A 23,546-nucleotide genomic window follows, 5' to 3' on the forward strand; every position below is an offset into this window, starting at 1 on the left:
CAGAGTCAGACAGTTCAGTAGCAGGGTGTGGAAATTCAATGGTAATTACAAGAACTTGGACAGCAACAGATGCTTGTGGAAATGAAACAGCAGCAGATCAAGTGATTACAATAGAAGATATGACACCACCAACATTGAGTGATATGCCAAGTGATATCTCTGTAACTTGTTTATCTGAAGTTCCAGGAGATCAAGGGGTAATTGCAACTGATAGTTGTGATGACAGTCCTATTGTAACATTTACACAAAGTGAGTCGCCTTCTTGTAATGGCCAAGTAGTTAACACTTGGACAGCGTCTGATGCTTGTGGCAATACAGTAGTTTACAATCAAACTATAACAATTAACGACGTAATTGCACCTGAATTTACTAGTGATTTACCTAATAATTTAACAACCGAATGTAATGAGATACCTATTGTAGGTGAAATAACAGCATCAGATAATTGTGGAGGAGACGTTGAAGTTCAATTTGAAGAAGAAATTATTACAAATGAAGGAGGTTGTTCACAAAGCTATATTATAAAGAGAGTATGGGTAGCAGTTGATTGTGCTGGTAATTCAGTGTCTCATACACAGGAAATTACAGTTATAGATACAACTCCACCAACGATAATAGATGCACCAGAGATTGAAATTACGGTAGTATGCTCTGAAATTCCAGATCCAGCAGAGATTGTAGGAGTAGATAATTGTAGTTCAGATATAAGTGTAATGTTTGAGGAGCAATCAACAGAGGCTGATGCTGAAGGTAATTATCAAATAATTAGAGTTTGGGTATTATTAGATGAATGTGAAAATGAAACTGCTTTTGTGCAAACATTAAATGTAATACCAATAGTGTATGATGAAGTTGAAACCTTTGATCTTTGTATAACAGAGACTCCTTTGGATCTTTTAGTATTTTTATCAGGAGTTTCAGATACAACTGGAGTGTGGTCAGACGATGATAATTCAAATGCAATGAGTTCAGATATGTTATTAGATCCTTCTATGTTAGTTGAAGGCGATACCTATACATTTACTTATACAGCTGGAACGGATTGTGTTTCAAAAAGAAGTATAGCTATTAGAGCAACGAATGATTGTGTTGTTTTAGCTTGTGAATCACCTGAAACAATAGAGATTTCTAAAGTTGTAACAGCGAACAATGATGGTATTAATGATACATTTACAGTGTCAGATGTTTCTTCTTGTGGATTTACAGCAGCAGTTAAGATATTTAACCGTTGGGGTAAACAAGTATATGAGTCCGATAATTATAGAAATAATTGGGGTGGTTATCATGATAATTCTGGACCTACTTTAGGGTCAGGAAATAAATTACCAACAGGAACCTATTATTATATTGTTAATATAATTGGAAGTGGTTTCCAACCAAGAACAGGATATATATATTTAGGAACTAACTAATTTTAAATTGAATCTATGAAGCGTATAATTATAATATTAGTAATGTTGATTTTAGGGTTTGAGAATTCTAATGCACAACAAATGCCACAGTTTACTCAATATATGTATAATACAATAGCTATTAATCCAGCATATGCAGGAAGTAGAGAAGTATTGAGTATTGTTGCTATGGGTAGAAACCAATGGGTAGGTTTTGATGGAGGTCCACAAACGCAAACTTTATCTATTAATTCTCCATTAAGAAATGAAAAAATTGGTTTAGGGTTGTCGTTAATAAATGATAAAGCTGGGTTTGAAAATTTCACATATGTATATGCAGATTTTTCTTATACTATAAACCTTGGAGATAAAACAAAACTAGCTTTTGGTGTAGATGCAGGAGCAACATATTATAAATTATCTGAGGATCTATATAATGGAGTAGAAGTTGGGCAAGATCCTTATTTTGATGAAAGATTAAATAGATGGAATCCCAATTTTGGTGCAGGTGTTTTATTTCATTCAGATAGATGGTATGCAGGTTTTTCAATTCCAAGGTTAATCAATCATGATGTTAATAATCAAACAGAATATGCCGCCTTAGAGACCGTTCACTATTATTTAATTGGAGGGTATGTTTTAGACCTATCAAAAGATGTTAAATTTAAACCTTCAGTTTTATGGAAGTATACAACTGGAGCTCCAATTTCCACGGATTTTACTGCAAACTTTTTATTTGTAGAAAAGTTTTGGTTAGGTGCATCTTATAGAGCAAATGGAAAGCAAGGGGCTTTTGGAGCATTGGTAGATTTTCAAGTATCACCCCAATTCAGAATTGGTTATACTTATGAAATTCCAACAGGAGAAATTAAGCCATATACTTCAGGTTCTCAAGAAATTTTGTTAATGTATGAGTTTAGATATACTAAGAACAAGTTAAAATCACCTAGATATTTTTAACCAAATTAAGATAAAAACTATGAATTATATAAAATTATTTATTGTTGCTTTTGTTTTGATAAGCACATCCATGTTTGGTCAAACTCAGAAACAAAAAAGAGCTGAAAAACATTTCAATAGTTTTTCATTTGTAAAAGCTATTGAAACTTATGAAAAACTAGTTGATACTAGTTTTAATAAGCATTATGCAATGCGAAAATTAGGCGATGCTTATATTATGTTACGTAAGCCTGAAAAAGCGTTGCCAATCTATGAAAAAGTAGTTGAGCAAGAAAATGTACCATCTGAGTATTTTTTGTACTATGCACAAACATTGCGTGCTACGGGAGATTATAAAGCTTCTAAAGAATGGATGAAACGGTATAGAGATGCAGGTAACAAAGAAGATTCTAGGGTGAAAGAATTTTTTAAAAATGATGATTTAGCAAGTGCAATTTTTAATTCTCACGAACAAAATACACTTAAAAAACTGAAAATCAATTCTAAGTATAATGATTTTGGAGCTGTAGAAGTAAATGGTCAAATATTTTTTACTTCTTCACGAAATGAAGGTGTGTCTGTAAAAAGAGTCTATGGATGGGATAACCAACCTTTATTAGATATGTATCAATTAGGGGCTGAAGATGAAGTACCTACGGATAATACATTTAGTTTAAAAGGGGATGTTAATACGATTCATCATGATGGCCCTGCAACATTTAATGCTGATGGAACTAAAATGTATTTTTCTAGAAATAATTATCATGAAGATAAGAAAATAGAAGATGAAAAAGGAGTGATGCAAGTTGCAATTTTTAGTGCAGATTTAGTTGATGGAAAATGGGTTAATGTAAAGCCGGTTTCTTTAAATAAACCTGATTATATTGTTTACCATCCTTCATTGAGTGCTGATGGTAAAAAAATATATTTTTCTTCAGATATGCCTGGAGGTTATGGAGGAACTGATATTTATGTTTCAGAAATAAGTGTTGATGGAGTTATAGGTGAGCCTGTAAATATGGGAGGTGTTGTAAATACAGAAGGAAATGAAGCTTTCCCATTTATTCATGCAGACGGGATTTTGTATTTTTCTTCTGAAGGTCATGTTGGATTAGGGTTAATGGATGTCTTTGCATCTATTTTAGATGAAAATAACAAAGTTGTAAACGTAATTAATTTAGGAGAACCTATTAATAGCAAAAAAGATGATTTTGCGTATTTTTTAGATAAAGATGGTTTTAAAGGTTATGTTTCTTCAAATAGAAAAGGAGGAATGGGAGGGGATGATATTTATGCTTTTACCAGAATTCCACCATTGACTCTAAAGGGGCAAATATTTGATGCTGTTAATAATGAACCTGTAGAGGGGGCTAAAGTTGTTCTAGCACGTGAAAATGGAGAAGAAATAGCTTATTTTATTACAGGAGCTAATGGAGCTTATACACATTTGATTTCTAGAGATGAGAAATTTATATTAAAAGGATCTAAAGAAAAATATCAAGGCGTTGAACAAAGTTTCAGTTCATTTGGTTTAGAAAAAGAAAAAGAGATATTAGTTGATTTAAATATTGCATTAGCACCAATAGAGAATGTTGTTGTTTTAGCGGATTTAGAAACTATTTATTTCGATTTGGATAAATCTAATATTAGACCTGACGCAGCATTAGAACTTGATAAAGTTGTAACCTTAATGAATAAATACCCTGAAATGGTAATTAGGCTTGAATCACATACTGATAGTAGAGCTAATGATGAATATAATATGGCGCTTTCAAACCGTAGAGCAAAATCTACATATGATTATATAATTTCAAAAGGTATTGATCCAGCTAGAATTCCAAAATATGAAGGCTTCGGTGAAACTCAATTAATTAATAAATGTTCAAATGGTGTAAAATGTACTAAAGAAGAACATCAAATGAATAGAAGAACAGAATTTGTGATTATAAAAATGAAATAATCATATTAAAATAATAAGCTAGCAGTCGATTAATACTTCTTGATTATACTACCGTTGTGGGGACGACAATTTTCTCAAGTTATTAATTTCGGCTGCTTTTTCTATGTCTGAAAATTAAATTTATGTAGTTGTAGATATTGAGCCTAAAGCTAAGGTGTTTAGTTTTTTAAGAGTTTTAAATTTTAATAATTAACCAAAATAGATAGTTAATATTTACTATATTTATAACTTGCTTTAAAACAGATATAAAATATTAAAATAAGCAGTCGATTAATACTTCTTGAATATACTACCGTTGTGGGGACGACAATTTTCTCAAGTTATTATTGGCTGCTTTTTTGTGTTTGTTAAATTAATTTTGTGGTAAACAACAAGCCTTGTTTAAAAGCAGAAAAAGTATCCATAAGAATACTTTATTATTTTGTTTTATTGTAAATGTTTAAATAATATTTATTGAACTATTATATGATTGTTATTATGTGGGGACGACATTTTTTTCAATCAATAAGTATATAGTAAGTATTTTAAAGGTTTACATGGTTTTTAGGTGAAACAATTTCTCCTTTTGTATTTGTATATGTAAACTTAGGATGTAGCGTATTAATAGGATTATCCAGACTTTTTGTGTTGTTATTATTGTTTTTAATTACATTTAAATGTAATTTATTTTCTGGCTTTAATAATGCTGTTTTCATGATACAAAAATTTTAGGTGAGTACTAACTTTATATAAAATCCTTTATTTATTAATAAACATATGTGTGAAATAATTTCTACCTTCTGAATTACACTCTGTAGAAATTCCAAAATGTGTATATTTTGTACTTTCAATAACCTCGCGGTGACCTTCACTATTCAACCAACCATTAACAACTGCTTCAGCTGAGCCATATCCATAAGCTACATTTTCACCAACAGCCTTTGCTTTTGCATTTTTAATTAAAACTTCTGATCTTTTTGGAAAATTATCATGGCTTATTTGACCAGTTTCAATCATATAATTTGTGTGCCCTTCAGCTACACCTGATACAATATCTAAAGTTTTTAAAGTTTGAAGATCTATACTTTGTCTATGTGCATTCACTAAATCTAAAATTTCTAATTCAATAGTTGAATATTGTATTTTTTCAACAATAGTAATTTCAGAAGTTTCATCAAAATAAATACCATCTTCATCATTTGAACAAGAAAATAAGGCGATACTTAAAATAAGAACGGCGATAAGCTTTGGGGTAAGTGATTTCATCTTTGTGGGGTATTTGGGGTTGATAGTCTTTTTTTAAGAAGTGGCACGCTTTAATTTAAACTAGCCAAACAAACTAAAGCGTAACCACATCTGAACGTGGGATTGTTTATTTTGTTTTTAAGGATATGTTTTTTTTGAGAAGCTCATTTTGTGGGGTTTATGAGGTTTATTTTTTATTTAGAAGGCTACGCTTTAATTTATTGGGTTGATGAACTAAAGCGCAACCTTATCTAAAATTGGGGTTATGGGGTTGCGGGGTTGTTTATTTATTCCTGTTCGATATTTTTTATTACTTAAATACATCTTTTTGTATTGTGGGGTTTATTTTAATCTCTATTCAAATTTAAGAATTAAATTCGATTCAGCAAGCAAATAACACAATAAAATTACCATTTATTTATATAAACATACCATTTATTGGAAAAAACACACCTTTTGAAAGGTTAAACATTACTTTTGAAAGGAAAAACATTACTATTTATAGGTTATAATAACCCGTTTATTAATGAAAAAGAGCATAAAAAAAGCGAATCCATACACAGATTCGCTTTTTTTAAGGTTAAATATTGCTATTTTAAGAGTCCAGCTCTTTTTAGTAATGCATTGTTAGTAGGCTTTTTACCTCTGAAATTTTCATATAATTTCATTGGTTTTTCAGTCCCCCCTTTTTCAAGAATATTAGTTTTAAATTTTAAAGCGATTCCTTTATCAAAAATTCCATTTTCTAAAAAAGCCTCAAAAGCATCGGCATCTAATACTTCAGCCCATTTGTATGAATAATACCCAGAAGAGTATCCACCTTGAAAAATATGTGAAAATGAAGTACTCATACAATTTTCTTCAACTTCAGGAAATAATTGGGTGCCTTTAAAAGAGTTAGTTTCAAATTCTTTAACATTAGTTATTGTGGAAGGATTTTTACCGTGCCAATCTAAATCTAATATTCCAAAACTAAGTTGTCTTAATGTTTGCATACCTTCTAAAAAGTTTGAAGACTTTTTAATTTTAGTGATAAAGTCCATTGGAATTAGTTCCTTTGTTTCAAAATGCTTGGCAAATAAACTCAACGCTTCTTTTTCGTAACACCAGTTTTCTAATAACTGACTTGGCAGCTCCACAAAATCCCAAAACACATTTGTGCCTGATAAGCTAGGGTATGTTGTGTTTGCAAGCATTCCGTGTAATGCATGTCCAAATTCGTGAAAGAGTGTTGTAACTTCATTAAAAGTAAGTAAAGACGGTTTTGTTTCAGTAGGTTTTGTGAAATTACAAACTATTGAAATATGTGGTCTTGAATTTTCACCATCTTTTATCCATTGGTTTTTAAAAGAAGTCATCCAAGCACCATTTCTTTTTCCTTCTCTCGGAAAAAAGTCGGCATATAAAATGGCAATATAGTTTCCAAAGGTGTCTGTAACTTTATATGTTTTTACATCTTCATGATATTTGTCAATTGTATTAATTTCCTCAAAAACTAAATCGAATAATTTATTAGAAATCGTAAACACACCTTCAATCACATTTTCTAATTTAAAATAAGGCTTCAACTGCTCTTGGTCCAAATCGAACAATTGTTTTTTTAACTTTTCAGAATAATACGCACTGTCCCATTTTTGCAATGTTTCAACACCATCTTTTTTAGCAAGCGCTTCAAGTTGTTTAAATTCTTTTTCAGCAGCTGGTTTAGCTTTGGGAAGCAAATCGTTTAAAAAGTTAGTTACGGTTTCAGGTGATTCAGCCATACGTTCTTCTAATACAAAATGTGCATGAGTTTTGTAACCTAATAAATTAGCGCGTTTATAACGTAATTTAACAAGGTCTAAAATAATTTGCTGATTATCGTTTTCATTATTTTGAAAGGCTTTAGCACCAAAAGCCAAGGCCATTGTTTTTCTAAGATTTCGATTATCGGCATAGGTTAAAAAAGGAATGTAACTAGGATAGTCAAGGGTAAATACCCATCCGTCTTTATTTTTTTGTTTGGCAACCATTTTAGCTGCTTCAATTGCGCTTTCGGGAAGTCCTTTTAAATCATCTTCATTTGTTAAATGAAGTTCGTATGCATTTGTTTCAGCCAATACATTTTCACCAAACGTTAATTTTAGTTTTGAAAGTTCTGAATCTATTTTTCGTAATTCAGTTTTGTCTACTTCATTTAAATTAGCGCCATTACGTACAAAACTTTTATATTTTTTTGTTAATAAAGTGTCTTGTTCAGTAGTTAAATTTAATTCATCTTTTTTCTTATAAACCGTTTTAATACGTTTAAAAAGTTTTTCATCTAATGTAATGTCATTTGCAAATTCAGAAAGCATAGGAGAAACTTCTTGTGCTATTTTTTGAATTTCATCATTTGTTTCGGCAGAATTTAAGTTGAAGAAAATACTTGAAATTCTATCAAGTGTTTGTCCGCTAAAATCTAAAGCTTCAATTGTATTTTTAAATGAAGGAGCTTCTGAGTTATTTGTAATAGCATCAATTTCAAGTTTTGCTAATTTTATACCTTCAATAAATGCGGGCTTAAAATGCTTGTTTTTAATTTTAGAAAAAGGCGCTGTTTGAAATGGTGTATCAAATGATTTTAGTAATGGGTTACTCATGATTTTAGGTGATTTTTAAGCAAATATATTATTAAATGTGACTTGTTATGAGGCTTGGTGTCTTAAAAATAGAACATAATATGTTAAATTTTTGTTTTCCTATTTTAAGAAATACTAATTCAGTATTTAAGGCGTTTTCAAAATAGAATAAATATACAATGTATGGAAACTACACGAGTGCAATTGCAAGAAGAAAATAAAACGATTATAAATATTAATACAATAATCCCTTATTTTAGTTATAAAAATAACCAAGGAATTATTGTAGAAGATGCTGTGTCGGCATTAAAATTATAAGTTGTTTTTTACATTTTCAGCAGCCTTATAAACTTTAAGTTTTAGGCTTTCTTTAAATTCAATAATTTTAGTTAAAATTTCAGGATTGGAACAACCAATAATTTGTGCGGCTAAAATACCTGCATTTTGTGCGCCATCTAAAGCAACAGTTGCAACAGGAACACCTCCTGGCATTTGCAAAATTGATAGGACAGAATCCCAACCGTCTATAGAATTTCTAGATTTTACAGGAACTCCAATTACAGGTAGCGGACTCAATGAAGCTACCATTCCAGGTAAGTGCGCTGCACCACCAGCACCAGCAATAATTACTGAAACGCCTCTTTTATGTGCGCTGTTAGCATAATCAAATAATTTTTCAGGAGTACGGTGTGCTGAAACAATATCAACTTCAGTTTCAATATCAAAACCTTTTAAAATATCAATGGCTTGTTGCATAATTGGAAGATCTGAATCACTTCCCATAATAATTCCTACTTTGTTCATAATTTAATTATTTACTAATTACTCTAATTGTGTTTTTTACTTTTTCGGCTGTTTTTCTAGCTTCAGCTAAATTATTATTTACAATGGTTACATGACCCATTTTTCGGAAAGGGCGCGTTTCTTTTTTTCCATAAATATGAGGTGTAACACCATCCATTTTTAGAATTTCTGCCATATTTTCGTAAACTACATTGCCCGAAAATCCTTCTTCACCCACTAAATTTACCATAATACCGGCAACTTTGCTTTCGGGATTACCTAAAGGAAGATTTAAAATACTACGTACATGTTGTTCAAACTGACTGGTGTAAGATGCTTCAATGCTATAATGGCCACTATTATGTGTTCTTGGAGCAACTTCATTTACAATAATTTCATCGTTTGCTGTTTGAAATAATTCAACAGCCAATAAACCAATATGTTCAAAAGATTCTGCAACTTTTAATGCAATTGCTCTAGCTTTTAATGCAACTTCTTCAGAAATTCTTGCCGGACATATTACATATTCAACCTGGTTTGCTTCTGGGTGAAATTCCATTTCAACAACAGGATATGTTTTTATTTCGCCACTTTTATTACGTGCCACAATTACAGCTAATTCATTTTTAAAAGGAATCAATTCTTCAACAATACAATCTGTATCTGCTAAAAGATTAATGTCGCTTTCGCTTTTAACTATTTTTACTCCTGTTCCATCATAACCAAATTGAGCAGATTTCCACACAAAAGGAAAATTGAATTGCTCTTTTTTTAATTCGGCTAAACTTGAAAATCGTTTGTGTGGTGAAGTAGGAATGTTATTTTTAACAAAGAAATCTTTTTGTTTTCCTTTGTGTTGAATAATTTTTAAAACGCTTGGTTGCGGATAAATTTCTAAACCTTCAGCTTCTAATTTAATTAGCGCATCAATATTTACGTGTTCAATTTCAATAGTTAAAAGGTCTACTTTTTTACCAAAATTATAAACAGTATCAAAGTCCATTAAACTACCTTGATGAAATTCATTGCATATTTGTGCGCAAGGAGCATCGGCAGCGCCATCCAAAATTACGGTATAAATATCGAATTTTTGAGTTTCAGTTAGCAACATTTTTCCTAACTGACCGCCTCCTAAAACGCCTAATCTAAAATTTGATGAGAAATAATTTTTCACTTTTATTGCTTTCGCACAAAAATAGTAATCTGTTTTTAATTAGCGAGTTAATAATTGGTAATATTTATTGTAGTAGCATTTAATTCAAGAACGCGGTACTCTCTTGCGTATTGCGAATTTCCTGAAGTTTGAGGGGCTCCATCAATTACACTATATTCACTATTATCACAAGCGCATTTGAATTTTAAACTACCGTCAAAAGTCATGGGAGCATTACAATCGTTATTTGGGCAGGCGCGTTCAAAAGCTTTATAAGCTGGAGTTCCGCCAGTATACTGTACCCAAATTCCTTTAACACCATCCATTCCACTTGAAGTATATACCCAGCCTGTTGGTATTTGTAAATCAATATATTCAGGTAAATTTAAATTGATGGTTACATCAACAGGTACATTTGGTAACAAATCTATGGTATCATTTTTTTCGCATGAAAATAATGAGATCAGTGAGCAAATAAAAAATAATTTTCGCATAAGTTTACTATCAAGTTTATGTATTAACGGGCGCAATTTACAAATATTTTGTACATTTGTAATGAATCTCATACTGGATACCAGTTTTGAGATTTTTTGTCTTTATTAAAATGATAACTTATGAGTAAAATATCTTATTATTCCGAAGAGGGAATGAAAAAACTAAAAGCTGAATTAGAGCATTTAGAAACGGTTGATCGTCCTAGAGTAAGTAATGATATTGCAGAAGCACGTGATAAAGGAGATTTAAGTGAGAATGCAGAATATCATGCCGCAAAGGAAGAGCAATCATTATTAGAATTAAAAATAGCAAAATTAAAAGAGGTTGTTTCTAACGCCAGAATTATTGATGAATCTTTATTAGATAATTCAAAAATTTTAATTCATTCCATAGTGAAAATTAAAAATACGGTTAACAATATGGAATTTACCTATACATTGGTGGCTGATTCTGAAACCAATATAAAAGAAGGTAAACTTTCTGTAAATTCTCCTATAGGAAAAGGATTGTTAGGAAAGTCTCTTGGTGATGTTGTTGAAATTCAAGTGCCAAGTGGTATTATGAAGTTTGAAGTTTTAGAGATTTCGAGAAGTTAAAAATTAACTATAAAATTTAGAGAACCCTTTTCAGTTTTTTAATTGAAAAGGGTTTCTTATTTTTGAAATAAAAAATAATATGAGTTCAATATTTACGAAAATAATTAGTGGAGAAATTCCATCGTACAAAGTAGCTGAAAACGAAGATTTTTATGCTTTTTTAGATATCAACCCTAATGCAAAAGGGCATACATTGGTAGTTCCTAAAAAAGAAGTAAATAAATTGTTTGATTTAGACGAAGCAATGTACAATAGCTTAATGAGTTTTTCAAGAGAAATTGCATTGGCTATGGAAAAAGCAATTCCTTGTGAACGCATTGGAATGTCGGTTATTGGCTTAGAAGTGCCACATGTACATGTGCATTTAATTCCGTTGCAAAAAATGGAAGACATTCAATTTATAAAAAAAGTAACATTGCAGCCAGAAGAATTTGAAGCAGTTTCAAAAGCAATTTCAGCTAATTTATAGGTTTATTTTTTTAGAGAAATAGTAAAAGTAGTTCCTATTTCTATTTCAGATTTTGAAACGAAAATTTTTCCATTGTGATAATCTTCAATAATACGTTTGGCCAGTGATAAGCCCAAGCCCCAACCACGTTTTTTTGTTGTGTGTCCTGGTGAAAATATTTTTTGATGCAGGTTTTTAGGAATCCCTTTACCTGTGTCTGAAATGTTTATTTTAACATGGTTGGTAGTTTCAGAAATGGTTAGTTCAATGTTACCTTTTCCTTCCATTGCATCAATAGCATTTTTTACTAAATTTTCAATAACCCAACTAAACAGTTGTAAGTTAATATTACAATAAATAAGAGTGTTAGAAGTGTTGAAGTTAAAGAATACTTGTTTAGAACTTCTAGATTTTAAATAATTGAAAGCTATTTCTGTAGCTTCAACAATATTTTCTTGTTTTAAAACCGGAACCGAACCAATTTTTGAAAATCGTTCAGCAATAATATTTAGACGCTCAACATCTTTTTCAATTTCTTCAACGGTTGTTTTGTCGATGTTTTCTAAGCGTAAAATTTCAACCCAACCTAATAATGAAGATAAAGGTGTGCCTATTTGATGGGCCGTTTCTTTAGCCATTCCTGTCCATAATTTATTTTGATCGGCTATTTTATTGGATTTGAAAAACAGGTAAATAACACTCGCAAATAGCACCAATATTAAAACCAACGCAATAGGGTAATACTTTAATTTCGTTAATAAATCAGAATCTCTGTAATGAATAAATTGATTGATGTTTGCATTTTTGTAACTGATAGTAATTGGCGAATTCTGACTTTTCATAATCGCCAATTGCTCCTTTAAATACGTTGTTTTTTTAACCTTTAAAGAGTCTAAGTTAGACCAATCGGTAATACTGTCTTTTTCATTGGTAACAATCATAGGTATGTTATGATTGTTACCAATAATTTTATATTCTAAGGAAATGTCAGCATTTAAGTCCGCACTGCTTAATCTTTCATAGGCCTTGGCTAAAACTTCCATTTTGGCACGTTCTTCCGTTTTAAATTTCATAAAGAAATCGTACGTATTCCACAAAATAAGCGCTACTATAATAAAAGAAGCGACCAATACCAACCAACGAATTATTTGTGTGTTTTTGTATGAAGCCATGATTCAAATATAAAATATATGTTGTTATAACTAATAAATTAAATTGATATTATTTTTTAGTACAATTATTTGTGATTGATTATTGGCTTTGATGTTGATAAGTTTACAAAATAACCTACAGAATATTTTGGAATTGATGCCTTAAAAAAATTACATTTGCGAAAGCATATTTTTAAAATAAAGAAATAATAAGCACTATAAAAAGTGTTTTTTAATGAAATAAAGTGAAACATGGAAGTTACAGGGAAAATTAAAAAAATTGACGAAACTAAAACTTTTGGAGCAAGCGGTTTTAGAAAAAGAGAAATGGTAGTTACAACAAATGAGCAATATCCTCAAATGTTAATGATTGAATTTGTTCAAGACAAATGCGATTTATTAAACAGCTATCAAGTTGGACAAGATGTGAAAGTTTCTATCAATTTAAGAGGTAGAGAATGGATAAACCCACAAGGTGAAGCTGTGTATTTTAACTCTATACAAGGATGGAGAATTGAAGCAGCAGCAGCTGAAGGAGCAGGAGCACCAACAGCACCTCCAGTTGATAGTTTTGAAAAAACTGCTGATGTTAGTGATAGTGAACCAGACGACTTACCATTTTAAGTAAGTTTTATAATATATAAAAAAGAGAAAAGCGAAAGTTTTTCTCTTTTTTTGTTTAGTTATATTTGTAGAAATTAGCAGTTATGTTTTTACTTTCAAAAGAACTTTTTTTTCCGCCAGTAACGTATGCCAATGAAGATGGTTTGTTGGCTGTTGGAGGAGATTTATCGGTTGAAAGATTAGAGTTGGCTTACAAAAATGGAATTTTTCCTTGGTTTAATGAAGGTGAACCAATTATTTGGTATAGTCCCAATCCTAGAATGGTGTTGTTTCCAAAAGACTTGAAAATTTCAAAAAGTATGAAGCAAGTCATAAGAAAAGGTGCATTTAAAGTAACATTCAATCAAAATTTTTCAGAAGTTATTGCGAATTGTAAAAATGTATACAGGCCAGATCAAGGAGGAACTTGGATTACCAATGAAATGCAGCAAGCTTATATTGAATTGCATAATAAAGGAATAGCAAAATCCGTAGAGGTTTGGTTGAACAATGAATTGGTAGGTGGTTTATATGGAATAGATTTAGGAACTGTTTTTTGTGGTGAAAGTATGTTTAGCACAGTAAGTAACGCTTCAAAATTGGCGTTTATTTATTTGGTTCAAAAATTAGAAAAAGAAAATTATAAACTAATAGATTGCCAGGTGTATAACAATCATTTAGCCAGTTTAGGGGCTGATGAGATTTCAAGAGATGCGTTTTTGAAATATTTAGAAAATTAATTATATGAGAAGTTCAGTATATTTGAACTTCAATAAAAAGGAATACAATGGATTTAAAAGATGGACAATTAGTAGTTGATAATTGGATTAAGGAACACGGCGTTCGTTATTTTAATGAACTAACAAATATGGCGCAATTAACGGAGGAAGTTGGTGAAGTTGCACGTATTATAGCACGTAGATATGGTGAGCAAAGTGAAAAAGAAAGCGATAAAAATAAAGATTTAGGCGAAGAATTAGCCGATGTTGTTTTTGTTGTGTTGTGTTTAGCCAATCAAACGGGCATTGATTTACAAGCTGCTTTTGATAAAAAAATGGATGTAAAAACAAAACGTGATCACGATCGCCATCATAACAATCAAAAATTAAAATAAATGAATCAATACAAAAGTCAGTCGTTTATAAAGTTAACCATCCGATTTGGATTGCTATTTTTAATTACCGTTTCAATTATAAAAATATTCATGGCTATTTTTAACACAGGAAGTTTTGATGGAATGATAGCGCTTTATTTTGGTAAAGATACTTTCTTGCAATTCTTTGAAATTCAGTTAGGTATGTCTTTGTTGTACGGTTTGTTTATGGCAGGCTATTATAAGTTTATTAAAAAATAAGTTTTAAATTTAAACCTATCAGGGATACAGAATCTATTAGATTAGCAACTTTTCTCTTGTATTAAAATGCCTAATATTGCTCACTAAATTTGGATACTATTTTTTGAGCATTAACTTTGTGGCCTGAAAATAAAATATTTTTTAATTAAGTTGCTAAAGCGCTATTGTATGGAATTATTAAAGATTGATAAAATAACTAAAACTGTAAGTGGAACTATTGAAATTACAGGCTCAAAAAGTGAAACAAACAGATTGTTGGTTTTACAACAATTTTATCCAAATTTAAAAATTGAAAACACCTCAAATTCTGATGATGCTATTTTAATGCAAAAAGCATTGGTAAATACTACTTCTGAAGTAAATATTGGTCATGCAGGTACGGCTATGCGTTTTTTAACAAGTTATTTTTCAGTAAAAGAAAATTCTGAAGTTATTTTAACGGGATCGCATAGAATGAAAAATAGACCTGTTAAAATTTTGGTTGATGCCTTAACCTCATTAGGTGCAGATATTCAATATGTTGAAAAAGAAGGTTATCCTCCGTTAAAAATTAAAGGAAAAAAATTAACGAAAGGTGTTGTTGAAATTGAAGGGAATGTAAGTTCTCAATATATTTCTTCATTATTGTTAGTTGCACCAACGTTACAAAACGGACTAAAATTAAAGTTTAAAGGTGAAATTACTTCGGTTCCTTATATAAAAATGACATTGGCTTTGTTAGCTGAATTAGGAGTTGAACTTTCTTGGGATGATGATACTATTTTAATTCAACCAAAACCAACAATTGAAGATAAAACTGTAGTAGTAGAATCAGATTGGAGTTCGGCATCGTATTATTACAGTTTGGTTGCATTAAGTCCTAATTCTGAAGTAAAACTTTCTTCCTATAAGCAACATAGTTTGCAAGGTGATTCGGTTTTAGCAAATATTTATAAAAATTTAGGTGTTGAAACTACTTTTGAAAACAATTCAATAATATTAAAAAATACAGGACATTTAAATCCTTCAAAATTGATGGATTTAAACTTAATAGGTGCTCCAGATATTGCACAAACAATTGTTGTAACCTGTTTTGGATTGGGTATGGAATGTTATTTAACCGGGCTTCATACTTTAAAAATTAAAGAAACTGATAGATTGGTTGCTTTAAAAACTGAAATTGAAAAATTAGGTGGCAAAGTTGAAATTACCAACGAAACGTTACAATTAGCTTCTTCAAAAATAATAAACGAAAATATTAGTATTGCAACCTATGATGATCATAGAATGGCAATGGCATTTGCGCCTTTGGCAACAAGGGTTTCAATTGCAATTGAAGAGGCAAATGTAGTGTCAAAATCGTACCCAACTTTTTGGGAAGACTTTAAAAAAGTAACATCGTAAAAGACTCTTTAACAAACTTTTATTGCAAATCACTTGACAACGCCTATGCCGATGTTGTATATTTGCGCTCATTCTATAAAAAAAATACATGAAATTATCACATTTTAAATTTGAATTACCTGAAGATTTATTAGCAGAATATCCTGCGGAACACAGAGATGAATCTAGACTAATGGTGTTAAATCGAAAAGAGAAAACTATTGAACATAAGCAGTTTAAAGATTTAATCAATTATTTTGATGAAGGTGATTTAATGGTGTTGAATAACACAAAAGTTTTTCCTGCACGTATGTATGGTGAGAAAGAAAAAACGGGAGCAAGAATTGAAGTTTTTTTATTGAGAGAATTAAATGCCGAAAGCAGGTTATGGGATGTTTTGGTAGATCCTGCAAGAAAAATTAGAATTGGAAATAAATTATTTTTTGGTGATGACGAAAGTTTAGTTGCTGAAGTTATTGATAATACTACTTCAAGAGGAAGAACGTTGCGTTTTTTATATGATGGTTCTTATGAAGAATTCAGAAAAAAATTAGAAGAGTTAGGAGAAACTCCACTTCCAAAATACATTAAAAGAGAAGTTGAAGCTTCAGATGAGGAGCGTTATCAAACAATTTACGCTAAAGAAGAAGGCGCTGTAGCTGCACCAACTGCAGGTTTACACTTTTCTAAACATTTAATGAAACGTTTAGAAATTAAAGGTGTTGATTTTGCAGAGGTTACTTTACACGTTGGTTTAGGAACTTTTAGTGCTGTTGAAGTTGAAGATTTATCAAAGCATAAAATGGATTCTGAACAGTGTGTCGTTTCTCAAGAAACAGCCGATGTAGTAAACAACGCAATTGATGCAAAAAAACGTGTGTGTGCTGTAGGTACTACTGTTATGCGTGCTGTTGAAAGTTCAGTTTCATCAAATCATCGTTTAAATTCTTACGATGCTTGGACAAATAAATTTATTTTTCCTCCGTATGATTTTAGCATTGCAAACTGTATGATTACTAATTTTCACACACCAAAATCTACTTTAATGATGATGGTTGCTGCTTTTGCTGGTTACGATTTTTTAATGGAAGCCTATGACGAAGCTGTAAAAGAAGGATACAAATTTTACTCGTATGGAGATGCGATGTTAATTATATAAACTATACTATTTTTTTTGAATATACCTGATTCCCGCTCATGCGGGAATCTTTTTATAAACTTGTGAGATAATGGATAAGAAAAAAGACATACGATCATTAACAAAAGAAGAATTAAGAGCTTTTTTTGTTGCTCAAAATGATAAAGCTTTTAGAGGTAACCAAGTTTATGAATGGCTGTGGGCAAAAAGCGCACATTCTTTTGAAGATATGACCAATATTTCAAAAGAAACGCGTCAAATGCTAGAAGAAAATTTTGTAATCAATCATATTGAGGTTGATCAAATGCAGCGCAGTTCAGACGGAACGGTTAAAAACGCTGTACGTTTACATGATGGTTTAATTGTAGAGTCGGTGTTAATTCCAACAGGAACAAGAACTACAGCTTGTGTTTCTAGCCAGGTTGGTTGTAGTTTAGATTGTAGTTTTTGTGCAACAGCACGTTTAAAGAAAATGAGAAACTTAAACCCTGACGAAATTTATGACCAGGTGGCTGCAATTAATAAAGAAAGTTTACTGTATTACAATCGCAAACTTTCAAACATTGTTTATATGGGAATGGGTGAACCCTTAATGAATTACAACAATGTATTAAAATCTATTGAAAAAATTACTTCACCAGAAGGTTTAGGAATGTCGCCAAAAAGAATTACAGTTTCTACTTCAGGAGTGCCAAAAATGATTAAAAAATTAGCTGATGATGAAGTTAAATTTAATTTGGCGGTATCATTACACTCAGCTATTGATGAAGTTAGATCTAAAATAATGCCTTTTAGTAAAGCTTTTCCTTTGGAAGAATTAAGAGAAGCTATAGAATATTGGTACGAGAAAACGGAGAGCAGAGTTACGTATGAATATGTGGTTTGGAACGGAATAAATGATACTAAAGAAGCCATACAAGCTTTAGTAAAGTTTTGTAAATACGTGCCTTGTAAGGTAAATTTAATAGAATACAACCCAATTGATGATGGTGAATTTCAACAAGCAAAACCAGATGCTATTAATAATTATATTTCTAATTTAGAAATGAATGACATTATTGTAAATGTTAGAAGAAGCAGAGGTAAAGATATTGATGCTGCTTGCGGGCAATTAGCCAATAAAAGTTAATCTTCGCCTTGTATTTTTTCTTATTTTTGATTTCTTAATGAAACCCGTAGAACAAATAAAGCAACCAATTCTAAAAGAAATGGAACTCTTTGAATCAAAATTCAAAGAAGCCATGGTAACCAAGGTTCCTTTATTAAATAGAATTACCCATTATATTGTTCGAAGAAAAGGAAAACAAATGCGACCAATGTTTGTTTTTTTGGTGGCTAAAATGGTTTCTGGCGGAAGGTTTGAAGACAGAACTTATAGAGGAGCTTCAGTAATCGAATTAATTCATACCGCTACGTTAGTTCATGATGATGTTGTGGATGATAGCAACCGCAGAAGAGGTTTTTTCTCAATAAATGCTTTATGGAAAAATAAAATAGCCGTTTTAGTAGGTGATTTTTTATTGTCGAAAGGTTTATTACTTTCAATTGATAATAACGATTTTGATATTTTGAAATTAATTTCAATAGCTGTTCGTGAAATGAGCGAAGGTGAATTGTTGCAAATTGAAAAAGCTAGAAAGTTAGATATTACAGAAGACGTTTATTTTGAAATTATTCGTCAAAAAACTGCCACTTTAATAGCTGCTTGTTGTGGAATTGGAGCTGCATCAGTAGGAAGTTCAGAAGAAGAAATTCAAAAAATGAGAAAATTTGGAGAGCTTATTGGAATTGCTTTTCAAATTAAAGATGATTTGTTTGATTATACCGATGCAAAAATTGGGAAACCTACAGGTATTGATATTAAAGAACAAAAAATGACATTGCCATTAATTTATACGTTGAATATTTGTTCGAATTCGGAGCGTAAATGGTTGTTAAATTCTGTAAAAAAATACAATAAAGATAAAGGTCGCGTAAAAGAAGTGATTGCATTTGTAAAAGAAAAAGACGGTATTAAATATACAATCGCTAAAATGAAAGACTACCAAGAACAAGCATTGCAAATTCTACAAACCTACCCAGATTCTGAGTATAAAGCATCTTTATTAACAATGGTTAATTACGTTATTGAACGTAAAATTTAAGCAACCAAATCTAAAAAGTTTAGTGTAAAACTTCTTGTTTATCTAATGCTAACAATTCTTCTATATGTTTCCTTGAGTTACACAATCTTGGTACTTTATGCTGTCCTCCTAATTTCCCTTTTTGTTTAAGCCAATGGTAAAATAAACCTTTTGAAGCGATGTTTATTTTCGGCATGGCTAAGGTCATATTATTATATCGTTTTGCTTCGTAATCTGAATTGATAGCTTTTAACGAATTGTCAAGTATTTCAGTGAAATAATCAATATTTTCGGGTTGTTTTTTAAATTCAATAATCCACTCGTGACCACCACTTTTTTTATCTTCCATAAAAATTGGAGCAGCAGTAAATTCACAAACTTCAGCACCTGTTTTTAAACAAGCCTTATTTAAAGCTTCAGAAGCATTTTCAATAATTAATTCTTCTCCAAACACATTTATAAAATGTTTGGTTCTTCCTGTAATTTTTATTCTGTAAGGATCTAATGAGGTGAATTTTACCGTATCTCCAATTAAATAACGCCATAAACCGCTATTTGTAGTAATTACAAGCGCATAATTTGTGTTTAATTGCACTTCTTCAAGTGCTATGGCTTCAGAATTTTCACCATTAAATGTATCCATTGGAATAAACTCGTAAAAAATTCCATAATCTAACATTAACAACATATCAGTTCCGTAGTTTGTATCTTGAATAGCAAAAAATCCTTCCGAAGCATTGTAGGTTTCAAAGTATTTAAACTCTTTTTTCGGAATTAATTTTTTGAATTGTTCTCTATATGGATTGAAACTTACGCCTCCATGAAAATAGACTTCTAAATTAGGCCAAACTTCTAAAATATTGTTTTTTCCTGTTTTTTCTAAAACGCGATTTAAAAATACCATCATCCAAGAAGGAACACCAACCAAACTAGTAATATCTTCTTCAATAGTTTCTTCAACCATCGCTGTCATTTTAGTCTCCCATTCGCCCAATAAAGCAGTTTCCTGTTTAGGAGTACTGCTGAAATCAGCCCAAAAAGGCAAATTTTCAATAATTATAGCTGATAAATCACCAAAATAAGTATGATTGTCTTCGTAAACAGCACTGCTTCCTCCAAGTCGTAAACCTTTTCCCGTAAATAGCTGTGCGTCTTCATTATTGTTAAAGTACAAACACAACATATCTTTGCCGGCTTTAAAGTGGCAATCTTCCAAAGCTTCATCGCTTACCGGTATAAATTTGCTTTTGGCATTTGTTGTACCACTAGATTTAGCAAACCATTTTATAGGTGTTGGCCAAAACACATTTTGTTCACCTTTTCGGGTTCGTTCTATCAAATATTCAAAAGATTCGTACTGTTGTATAGGGATTTTTTGTTTAAAATCGTTGTAACATTTTATTTCAGAAAAATGATATTTCTGTCCTATTTCAGTGTCTTTTGCTTTTTGAAGCAACCTGTAAAGTAACTCTTTTTGAACTTCAATTGGATATTTCAAAAAAAGTTCTACTTGGTGTATTCTTTTTTTTAGAAACCATGAAATTATTGAATTTACTATTGGAAATGGCATATTTTATTAAGTATCTTTAACAAGTTAAAAATAAGAAAAACTTTTATGCAATATCAAACTGTTTTAAAAAAAATGATGACGGAGTTAAATAATGAGGTTTCTTATTATTTAGATGTGGAAAACGATTTTCTAAATATGAATCAATTATTAGATCGTGAACTTGAAATTAGCTTTGAAGGGTATCAATGTTTGTGTTGTGGAAAAGAAAAAAAAATATTTAGACAAGGCTTTTGTTATGAATGTTTTTACGACAGTGCAGCGGTAGGAGATTGGATTATGAACCCTGAATTAAGTAAAGCCCATTTAGATATTGAAGACCGCGATTTAACCTATGAAAAAAAGGTACAATTAAAACCACATGTTGTTTATTTAGCATTATCAAGTAACGTGAAAGTTGGTGTTACCCGAAAAACTCAAGTTCCAACTCGTTGGATTGATCAAGGAGCAAGTAAAGCTATTGAAATTGTTGAAGTTCCTAATAGATACCTAGCCGGAATTACAGAAGTTGCACTAAAAGAATACGTGGCTGATAAAACTGTTTGGCAAAAAATGCTGAAAAATGAAGTATCGGATGCTGATTTAATTGAAGAACGTGAAAAATTAAAGGCATACATTCCTGATGAGGCAAAGGAGTACTTTTTGGAAAATAATGGAAAAATTACAGAAATTAATTATCCCGTCCACCAATATCCAACCAAAATTAAAACCTTAAATTTAGAAAAAACACCTTTGTATTCAGGGAAATTAAAAGGCATTAAAGGTCAATATTTATTGTTTGAAGATAACACTGTGTTTAATGTTCGAAATAATGAAGGGTATAGAGTTATAATAACAATTAAATAGTTGAAATTAGTATGATTAATTTTTTTCATAAAATAATTGTTGGGACTGTAAAGCGCAGGCTTCAAAAAAACAAAGGAACCAAAAAAAGATTATCAGAAGAAGTAACGAAGGTTGAGGTTAGTATTTCCCATACGATTAGTGAAGTTGTTTTTATTGTAATTGGAGTTTTTTCTGCAGGTTTTGGCTTAAAAGGCTTTCTGTTGCCCAATTTGTTTATTGATGGTGGTGCTATGGGAATTTCATTGCTTATCTCTGAAACAACCAGTTGGTCTTTATCAGTTTTAATTGTGGTTGTTAACTTTCCGTTTATCATTCTAGGTTATTCAAACATTGGAAAACAATTTGCAATTAAAAGTATTTTGGCCATTATAGCACTGGCATTGGTGGTGCATTTTGTGCCGTATCCTTTAATTACTTCTGATAAATTGTTAATAGCTGTATTTGGCGGTTTTTTTCTTGGAGGTGGTATAGGAATGGCAATACGTGGTGGAGCAGTTATTGATGGAACTGAAGTACTAGCCATTTTTTTAAGTAAAAAAACAGGATTAACAATAGGTGACGTTATTTTGATTTTTAATATCATAATATTTTCATTTGGTGCTTATATTTTATCTATTGAAGTTGCTTTGTATGCCATGTTAACTTATATGGCTGCATCAAAAACAATAGATTTTATTATTGAAGGTGTTGAAGAATATACCGGGATTACCATTATTTCGGAGCATAGCGAAAAAATTAGGTTGATGATAACCGAAGATTTAAGAAGAGGTGTTACTATTTATACAGGTAAGGGTGGTTTTAAGAAAAACGGGACAGATTTTAATGAATTTAATATTATTTATACCATTGTAACTAGACTTGAGATTGCTAGATTAAAAACTGAAATTGATAAAATAGATAAAGATGCCTTTATTATAATGAATAGCATTAAAGACACTAAAGGTGGAATGATTAAAAAACGCCCTTTAAAATAAGTCCTAAATTATAAGTTTCAAGATGAAATTTAGAATTAAGATGTTTGAAGATTGAAATCTGTTTACTGATCCTCTCGGTTACGAATAAGATAAACTATAACGAAGCGATAATTTTGGAATTAATAATTTTTTGGTTGAAAATCTAATTAAACAATTTAATTTCTTCACCATCTTTTAGATGAAACCTACTTCGGAAAAGATATACAATAAAATAAAGGATTGGCGTATCTAACAACGCTATTAAAATTTTAAATAAGAATCCGCTTAAAACTAAGGAAGTAAACATACTCCAAGGTAAAACACCAAAAACAGATAACAAGGTAACAACAGTTAAGGTGTCAATAAGTTGAGATGAAAACGTAGAGAAATTATTTCGTAGCCATAAATGTTTTCCATTTGTTTTTCGTTTCCAAAAATGAAAAATCCTAATATCAATAAATTGGGCAAATAAATATGCTAACATAGAAGCCAACACTGCAATTGGAGATAGTCCAAAAACCTTAGAAAATAATTCATTGTTAATTGGTGAGTTTTCAATGGCGGGTGTGTAATTTGAAGCTAAAATAATTCCCATAGAAAAAAACGAAGCAAATATCCCGGCAATAACTACTTGATTGGCTTTCTTTTTACCGTAAATTTCAGAAATAATATCGGTAATTAGAAAGGTGATAGGATAGGGTAAAATACCTACAGATAATTCAAAGCGAAAGAACCCAAAGGGGTTCCAGTAAAAGAATTTTTGAAAAATTAAATTTGAAGCAACCAATGCCGCAATAAACATTGATGCCAAAATCAGGTAAATAGTAAATGCTTCTGATTTTTGTTTTGAATTCATTCTT

25 protein-coding genes are annotated in these 23,546 nt (G+C 30.9%); 16 read left to right on the forward strand and 9 right to left on the reverse strand.

Going from position 1 to position 23,546, the window contains the following annotated elements; genetic code table 11:
• The 3 genes from CHB67_RS11875 to CHB67_RS11885 all read left to right on the forward strand — a co-directional run.
• Positions 1 to 1,412, forward strand: a 1,412-nt coding sequence (locus CHB67_RS11875; RefSeq protein ID WP_141119718.1) for a gliding motility-associated C-terminal domain-containing protein, incomplete at its 5' end; no start/stop codon positions are given.
• 15 nt (positions 1,413 to 1,427) lie between these two features.
• A complete protein-coding gene (locus CHB67_RS11880; protein WP_089382012.1) occupies positions 1,428 to 2,351 on the forward strand; it encodes a PorP/SprF family type IX secretion system membrane protein in 924 nt (307 codons plus the stop codon).
• A gap of 19 nt (positions 2,352 to 2,370) precedes the next feature.
• Positions 2,371 to 4,290: an OmpA family protein gene (locus CHB67_RS11885; RefSeq protein WP_245813531.1), complete on the forward strand. Its 1,920-nt coding sequence runs from the start codon at positions 2,371 to 2,373 to the stop codon at positions 4,288 to 4,290.
• 524 nt (positions 4,291 to 4,814) lie between these two features.
• Here CHB67_RS11885 and CHB67_RS17220 read toward each other — a convergent pair.
• The 3 genes from CHB67_RS17220 to CHB67_RS11895 all read right to left on the reverse strand — a co-directional run bounded on the left by CHB67_RS17220 (position 4,815) and on the right by CHB67_RS11895 (position 8,135).
• Positions 4,815 to 4,985, reverse strand: coding sequence for a hypothetical protein (locus tag CHB67_RS17220; RefSeq protein WP_176461266.1), 171 nt, complete (start codon positions 4,983 to 4,985; stop codon positions 4,815 to 4,817).
• A 43-nt stretch (positions 4,986 to 5,028) separates the two neighbouring features.
• Complete coding sequence (locus CHB67_RS11890) at positions 5,029 to 5,535, reverse strand: CAP domain-containing protein (RefSeq protein ID WP_089382013.1); 507 nt, start codon at positions 5,533 to 5,535, stop codon at positions 5,029 to 5,031.
• Positions 5,536 to 6,104: 569 nt separating this feature from the next.
• Entirely contained in the window at positions 6,105 to 8,135 is a 2,031-nt protein-coding gene (locus tag CHB67_RS11895) for a M3 family metallopeptidase (RefSeq protein WP_089382014.1), read from the reverse strand.
• Between the two features lie 162 nt (positions 8,136 to 8,297).
• Between CHB67_RS11895 and CHB67_RS17400 the strand changes: the two genes are divergently transcribed.
• Positions 8,298 to 8,432: a hypothetical protein gene (locus tag CHB67_RS17400; RefSeq protein WP_262494287.1), complete on the forward strand. Its 135-nt coding sequence runs from the start codon at positions 8,298 to 8,300 to the stop codon at positions 8,430 to 8,432.
• Here the strand turns inward: CHB67_RS17400 and purE are convergent.
• The 3 genes from purE to CHB67_RS11910 are packed head-to-tail and all read right to left on the reverse strand — an operon-like array spanning position 8,427 to position 10,544.
• Entirely contained in the window at positions 8,427 to 8,918 is a 492-nt protein-coding gene (purE, locus tag CHB67_RS11900) for a 5-(carboxyamino)imidazole ribonucleotide mutase (protein ID WP_089382015.1), read from the reverse strand. The two genes, CHB67_RS17400 and purE, sit on opposite strands and share 6 nt — an antisense overlap.
• Before the next feature lie 7 nt (positions 8,919 to 8,925).
• Entirely contained in the window at positions 8,926 to 10,071 is a 1,146-nt protein-coding gene (locus CHB67_RS11905) for a 5-(carboxyamino)imidazole ribonucleotide synthase (protein WP_089382016.1), read from the reverse strand.
• Between the two features lie 47 nt (positions 10,072 to 10,118).
• The gene (locus tag CHB67_RS11910; protein ID WP_141119719.1) at positions 10,119 to 10,544 is read right to left on the reverse strand and encodes a hypothetical protein; all 426 of its coding nucleotides are present in this window, start codon (positions 10,542 to 10,544) and stop codon (positions 10,119 to 10,121) included.
• 120 nt (positions 10,545 to 10,664) lie between these two features.
• Here CHB67_RS11910 and greA point away from each other — a divergent pair, with 120 nt between their 5' ends.
• Complete coding sequence (gene greA, locus CHB67_RS11915) at positions 10,665 to 11,141, forward strand: transcription elongation factor GreA (protein WP_089382018.1); 477 nt, start codon at positions 10,665 to 10,667, stop codon at positions 11,139 to 11,141.
• Positions 11,142 to 11,220: 79 nt separating this feature from the next.
• Positions 11,221 to 11,610, forward strand: a complete 390-nt coding sequence (locus CHB67_RS11920) for an HIT family protein (RefSeq protein ID WP_089382019.1) — start codon at positions 11,221 to 11,223, stop codon at positions 11,608 to 11,610.
• 2 nt (positions 11,611 to 11,612) lie between these two features.
• Here CHB67_RS11920 and CHB67_RS11925 read toward each other — a convergent pair whose 3' ends face one another.
• Positions 11,613 to 12,761: a sensor histidine kinase gene (locus CHB67_RS11925; RefSeq protein WP_089382020.1), complete on the reverse strand. Its 1,149-nt coding sequence runs from the start codon at positions 12,759 to 12,761 to the stop codon at positions 11,613 to 11,615.
• Positions 12,762 to 12,992: 231 nt separating this feature from the next.
• Between CHB67_RS11925 and CHB67_RS11930 the strand changes: the two genes are divergently transcribed.
• The 8 genes from CHB67_RS11930 (at position 12,993) to CHB67_RS11960 (ending at position 19,341) form a co-directional block, all read left to right on the forward strand.
• On the forward strand, positions 12,993 to 13,364 hold the full coding sequence (locus tag CHB67_RS11930) for a DUF3127 domain-containing protein (RefSeq protein WP_089382021.1): 372 nt from the start codon (positions 12,993 to 12,995) through the stop codon (positions 13,362 to 13,364).
• An 83-nt stretch (positions 13,365 to 13,447) separates the two neighbouring features.
• A complete protein-coding gene (aat, locus tag CHB67_RS11935; protein ID WP_089382022.1) occupies positions 13,448 to 14,083 on the forward strand; it encodes a leucyl/phenylalanyl-tRNA--protein transferase in 636 nt (211 codons plus the stop codon).
• 47 nt (positions 14,084 to 14,130) lie between these two features.
• Positions 14,131 to 14,457 carry a nucleotide pyrophosphohydrolase gene (locus tag CHB67_RS11940; RefSeq protein WP_089382023.1) on the forward strand — a complete coding sequence of 109 codons (327 nt, stop codon included), beginning with the start codon at positions 14,131 to 14,133 and terminating at the stop codon, positions 14,455 to 14,457.
• A complete protein-coding gene (locus CHB67_RS17040) occupies positions 14,458 to 14,697 on the forward strand; it encodes a hypothetical protein (RefSeq protein ID WP_141119720.1) in 240 nt (79 codons plus the stop codon).
• Between the two features lie 168 nt (positions 14,698 to 14,865).
• A complete protein-coding gene (locus tag CHB67_RS11945; RefSeq protein WP_089382024.1) occupies positions 14,866 to 16,080 on the forward strand; it encodes a 3-phosphoshikimate 1-carboxyvinyltransferase in 1,215 nt (404 codons plus the stop codon).
• 88 nt (positions 16,081 to 16,168) lie between these two features.
• Positions 16,169 to 17,218 (forward strand): tRNA preQ1(34) S-adenosylmethionine ribosyltransferase-isomerase QueA, encoded by a 1,050-nt coding sequence (gene queA / locus CHB67_RS11950; protein ID WP_089382025.1) that lies wholly within the window; start codon positions 16,169 to 16,171, stop codon positions 17,216 to 17,218.
• Between the two features lie 70 nt (positions 17,219 to 17,288).
• Positions 17,289 to 18,326, forward strand: a complete 1,038-nt coding sequence (gene rlmN, locus CHB67_RS11955) for a 23S rRNA (adenine(2503)-C(2))-methyltransferase RlmN (RefSeq protein ID WP_394335359.1) — start codon at positions 17,289 to 17,291, stop codon at positions 18,324 to 18,326.
• 37 nt (positions 18,327 to 18,363) lie between these two features.
• Positions 18,364 to 19,341 carry a polyprenyl synthetase family protein gene (locus tag CHB67_RS11960; RefSeq protein ID WP_089382027.1) on the forward strand — a complete coding sequence of 326 codons (978 nt, stop codon included), beginning with the start codon at positions 18,364 to 18,366 and terminating at the stop codon, positions 19,339 to 19,341.
• A gap of 19 nt (positions 19,342 to 19,360) precedes the next feature.
• Here the strand turns inward: CHB67_RS11960 and CHB67_RS11965 are convergent, their stop codons facing one another.
• A complete protein-coding gene (locus CHB67_RS11965; protein ID WP_089382028.1) occupies positions 19,361 to 20,890 on the reverse strand; it encodes a GH3 auxin-responsive promoter family protein in 1,530 nt (509 codons plus the stop codon).
• Positions 20,891 to 20,935: 45 nt separating this feature from the next.
• On the opposite strand from CHB67_RS11965, the gene CHB67_RS11970 reads away from it, so the two are divergent.
• Both CHB67_RS11970 and CHB67_RS11975 read left to right on the forward strand, forming a co-directional pair.
• Positions 20,936 to 21,733 (forward strand): DUF2797 domain-containing protein, encoded by a 798-nt coding sequence (locus tag CHB67_RS11970; protein WP_089382029.1) that lies wholly within the window; start codon positions 20,936 to 20,938, stop codon positions 21,731 to 21,733.
• Between the two features lie 11 nt (positions 21,734 to 21,744).
• Entirely contained in the window at positions 21,745 to 22,707 is a 963-nt protein-coding gene (locus tag CHB67_RS11975; RefSeq protein WP_089382030.1) for a YitT family protein, read from the forward strand.
• Positions 22,708 to 22,849: 142 nt separating this feature from the next.
• Here CHB67_RS11975 and CHB67_RS11980 read toward each other — a convergent pair whose 3' ends face one another.
• Entirely contained in the window at positions 22,850 to 23,542 is a 693-nt protein-coding gene (locus CHB67_RS11980) for a queuosine precursor transporter (RefSeq protein WP_089382211.1), read from the reverse strand.
• Positions 23,543 to 23,546: the final 4 nt, after the last annotated feature.

The sequence above is a fragment of the Lutibacter agarilyticus genome (genome assembly GCF_900188235.1).
Taxonomy (GTDB): domain Bacteria; phylum Bacteroidota; class Bacteroidia; order Flavobacteriales; family Flavobacteriaceae; genus Lutibacter; species Lutibacter agarilyticus.

Excerpts from the sequence above, each read along its gene's own strand:
- CHB67_RS11975 (WP_089382030.1), top strand. The coding sequence starts at position 21,745 with ATGATTAATTTTTTTCATAAAATAATTGTTGGGACTGTAAAGCGCAGG.
- CHB67_RS11910 (WP_141119719.1), bottom strand. The coding sequence starts at position 10,544 with ATGCGAAAATTATTTTTTATTTGCTCACTGATCTCATTATTTTCATGC.
- CHB67_RS17220 (WP_176461266.1), bottom strand. The coding sequence starts at position 4,985 with ATGAAAACAGCATTATTAAAGCCAGAAAATAAATTACATTTAAATGTA.
- CHB67_RS11890 (WP_089382013.1), bottom strand. The coding sequence starts at position 5,535 with ATGAAATCACTTACCCCAAAGCTTATCGCCGTTCTTATTTTAAGTATC.
- CHB67_RS11960 (WP_089382027.1), top strand. The coding sequence starts at position 18,364 with ATGAAACCCGTAGAACAAATAAAGCAACCAATTCTAAAAGAAATGGAA.
- CHB67_RS11930 (WP_089382021.1), top strand. The coding sequence starts at position 12,993 with ATGGAAGTTACAGGGAAAATTAAAAAAATTGACGAAACTAAAACTTTT.
- greA (WP_089382018.1), top strand. The coding sequence starts at position 10,665 with ATGAGTAAAATATCTTATTATTCCGAAGAGGGAATGAAAAAACTAAAA.
- CHB67_RS11880 (WP_089382012.1), top strand. The coding sequence starts at position 1,428 with ATGAAGCGTATAATTATAATATTAGTAATGTTGATTTTAGGGTTTGAG.
- CHB67_RS11945 (WP_089382024.1), top strand. The coding sequence starts at position 14,866 with ATGGAATTATTAAAGATTGATAAAATAACTAAAACTGTAAGTGGAACT.
- CHB67_RS11885 (WP_245813531.1), top strand. The coding sequence starts at position 2,371 with ATGAATTATATAAAATTATTTATTGTTGCTTTTGTTTTGATAAGCACA.
- CHB67_RS11940 (WP_089382023.1), top strand. The coding sequence starts at position 14,131 with ATGGATTTAAAAGATGGACAATTAGTAGTTGATAATTGGATTAAGGAA.
- purE (WP_089382015.1), bottom strand. The coding sequence starts at position 8,918 with ATGAACAAAGTAGGAATTATTATGGGAAGTGATTCAGATCTTCCAATT.
- CHB67_RS11925 (WP_089382020.1), bottom strand. The coding sequence starts at position 12,761 with ATGGCTTCATACAAAAACACACAAATAATTCGTTGGTTGGTATTGGTC.
- rlmN (WP_394335359.1), top strand. The coding sequence starts at position 17,289 with ATGGATAAGAAAAAAGACATACGATCATTAACAAAAGAAGAATTAAGA.
- CHB67_RS11970 (WP_089382029.1), top strand. The coding sequence starts at position 20,936 with ATGCAATATCAAACTGTTTTAAAAAAAATGATGACGGAGTTAAATAAT.
- CHB67_RS17040 (WP_141119720.1), top strand. The coding sequence starts at position 14,458 with ATGAATCAATACAAAAGTCAGTCGTTTATAAAGTTAACCATCCGATTT.
- CHB67_RS11895 (WP_089382014.1), bottom strand. The coding sequence starts at position 8,135 with ATGAGTAACCCATTACTAAAATCATTTGATACACCATTTCAAACAGCG.
- CHB67_RS11920 (WP_089382019.1), top strand. The coding sequence starts at position 11,221 with ATGAGTTCAATATTTACGAAAATAATTAGTGGAGAAATTCCATCGTAC.
- CHB67_RS11980 (WP_089382211.1), bottom strand. The coding sequence starts at position 23,542 with ATGAATTCAAAACAAAAATCAGAAGCATTTACTATTTACCTGATTTTG.
- CHB67_RS17400 (WP_262494287.1), top strand. The coding sequence starts at position 8,298 with ATGGAAACTACACGAGTGCAATTGCAAGAAGAAAATAAAACGATTATA.
- queA (WP_089382025.1), top strand. The coding sequence starts at position 16,169 with ATGAAATTATCACATTTTAAATTTGAATTACCTGAAGATTTATTAGCA.
- CHB67_RS11965 (WP_089382028.1), bottom strand. The coding sequence starts at position 20,890 with ATGCCATTTCCAATAGTAAATTCAATAATTTCATGGTTTCTAAAAAAA.
- aat (WP_089382022.1), top strand. The coding sequence starts at position 13,448 with ATGTTTTTACTTTCAAAAGAACTTTTTTTTCCGCCAGTAACGTATGCC.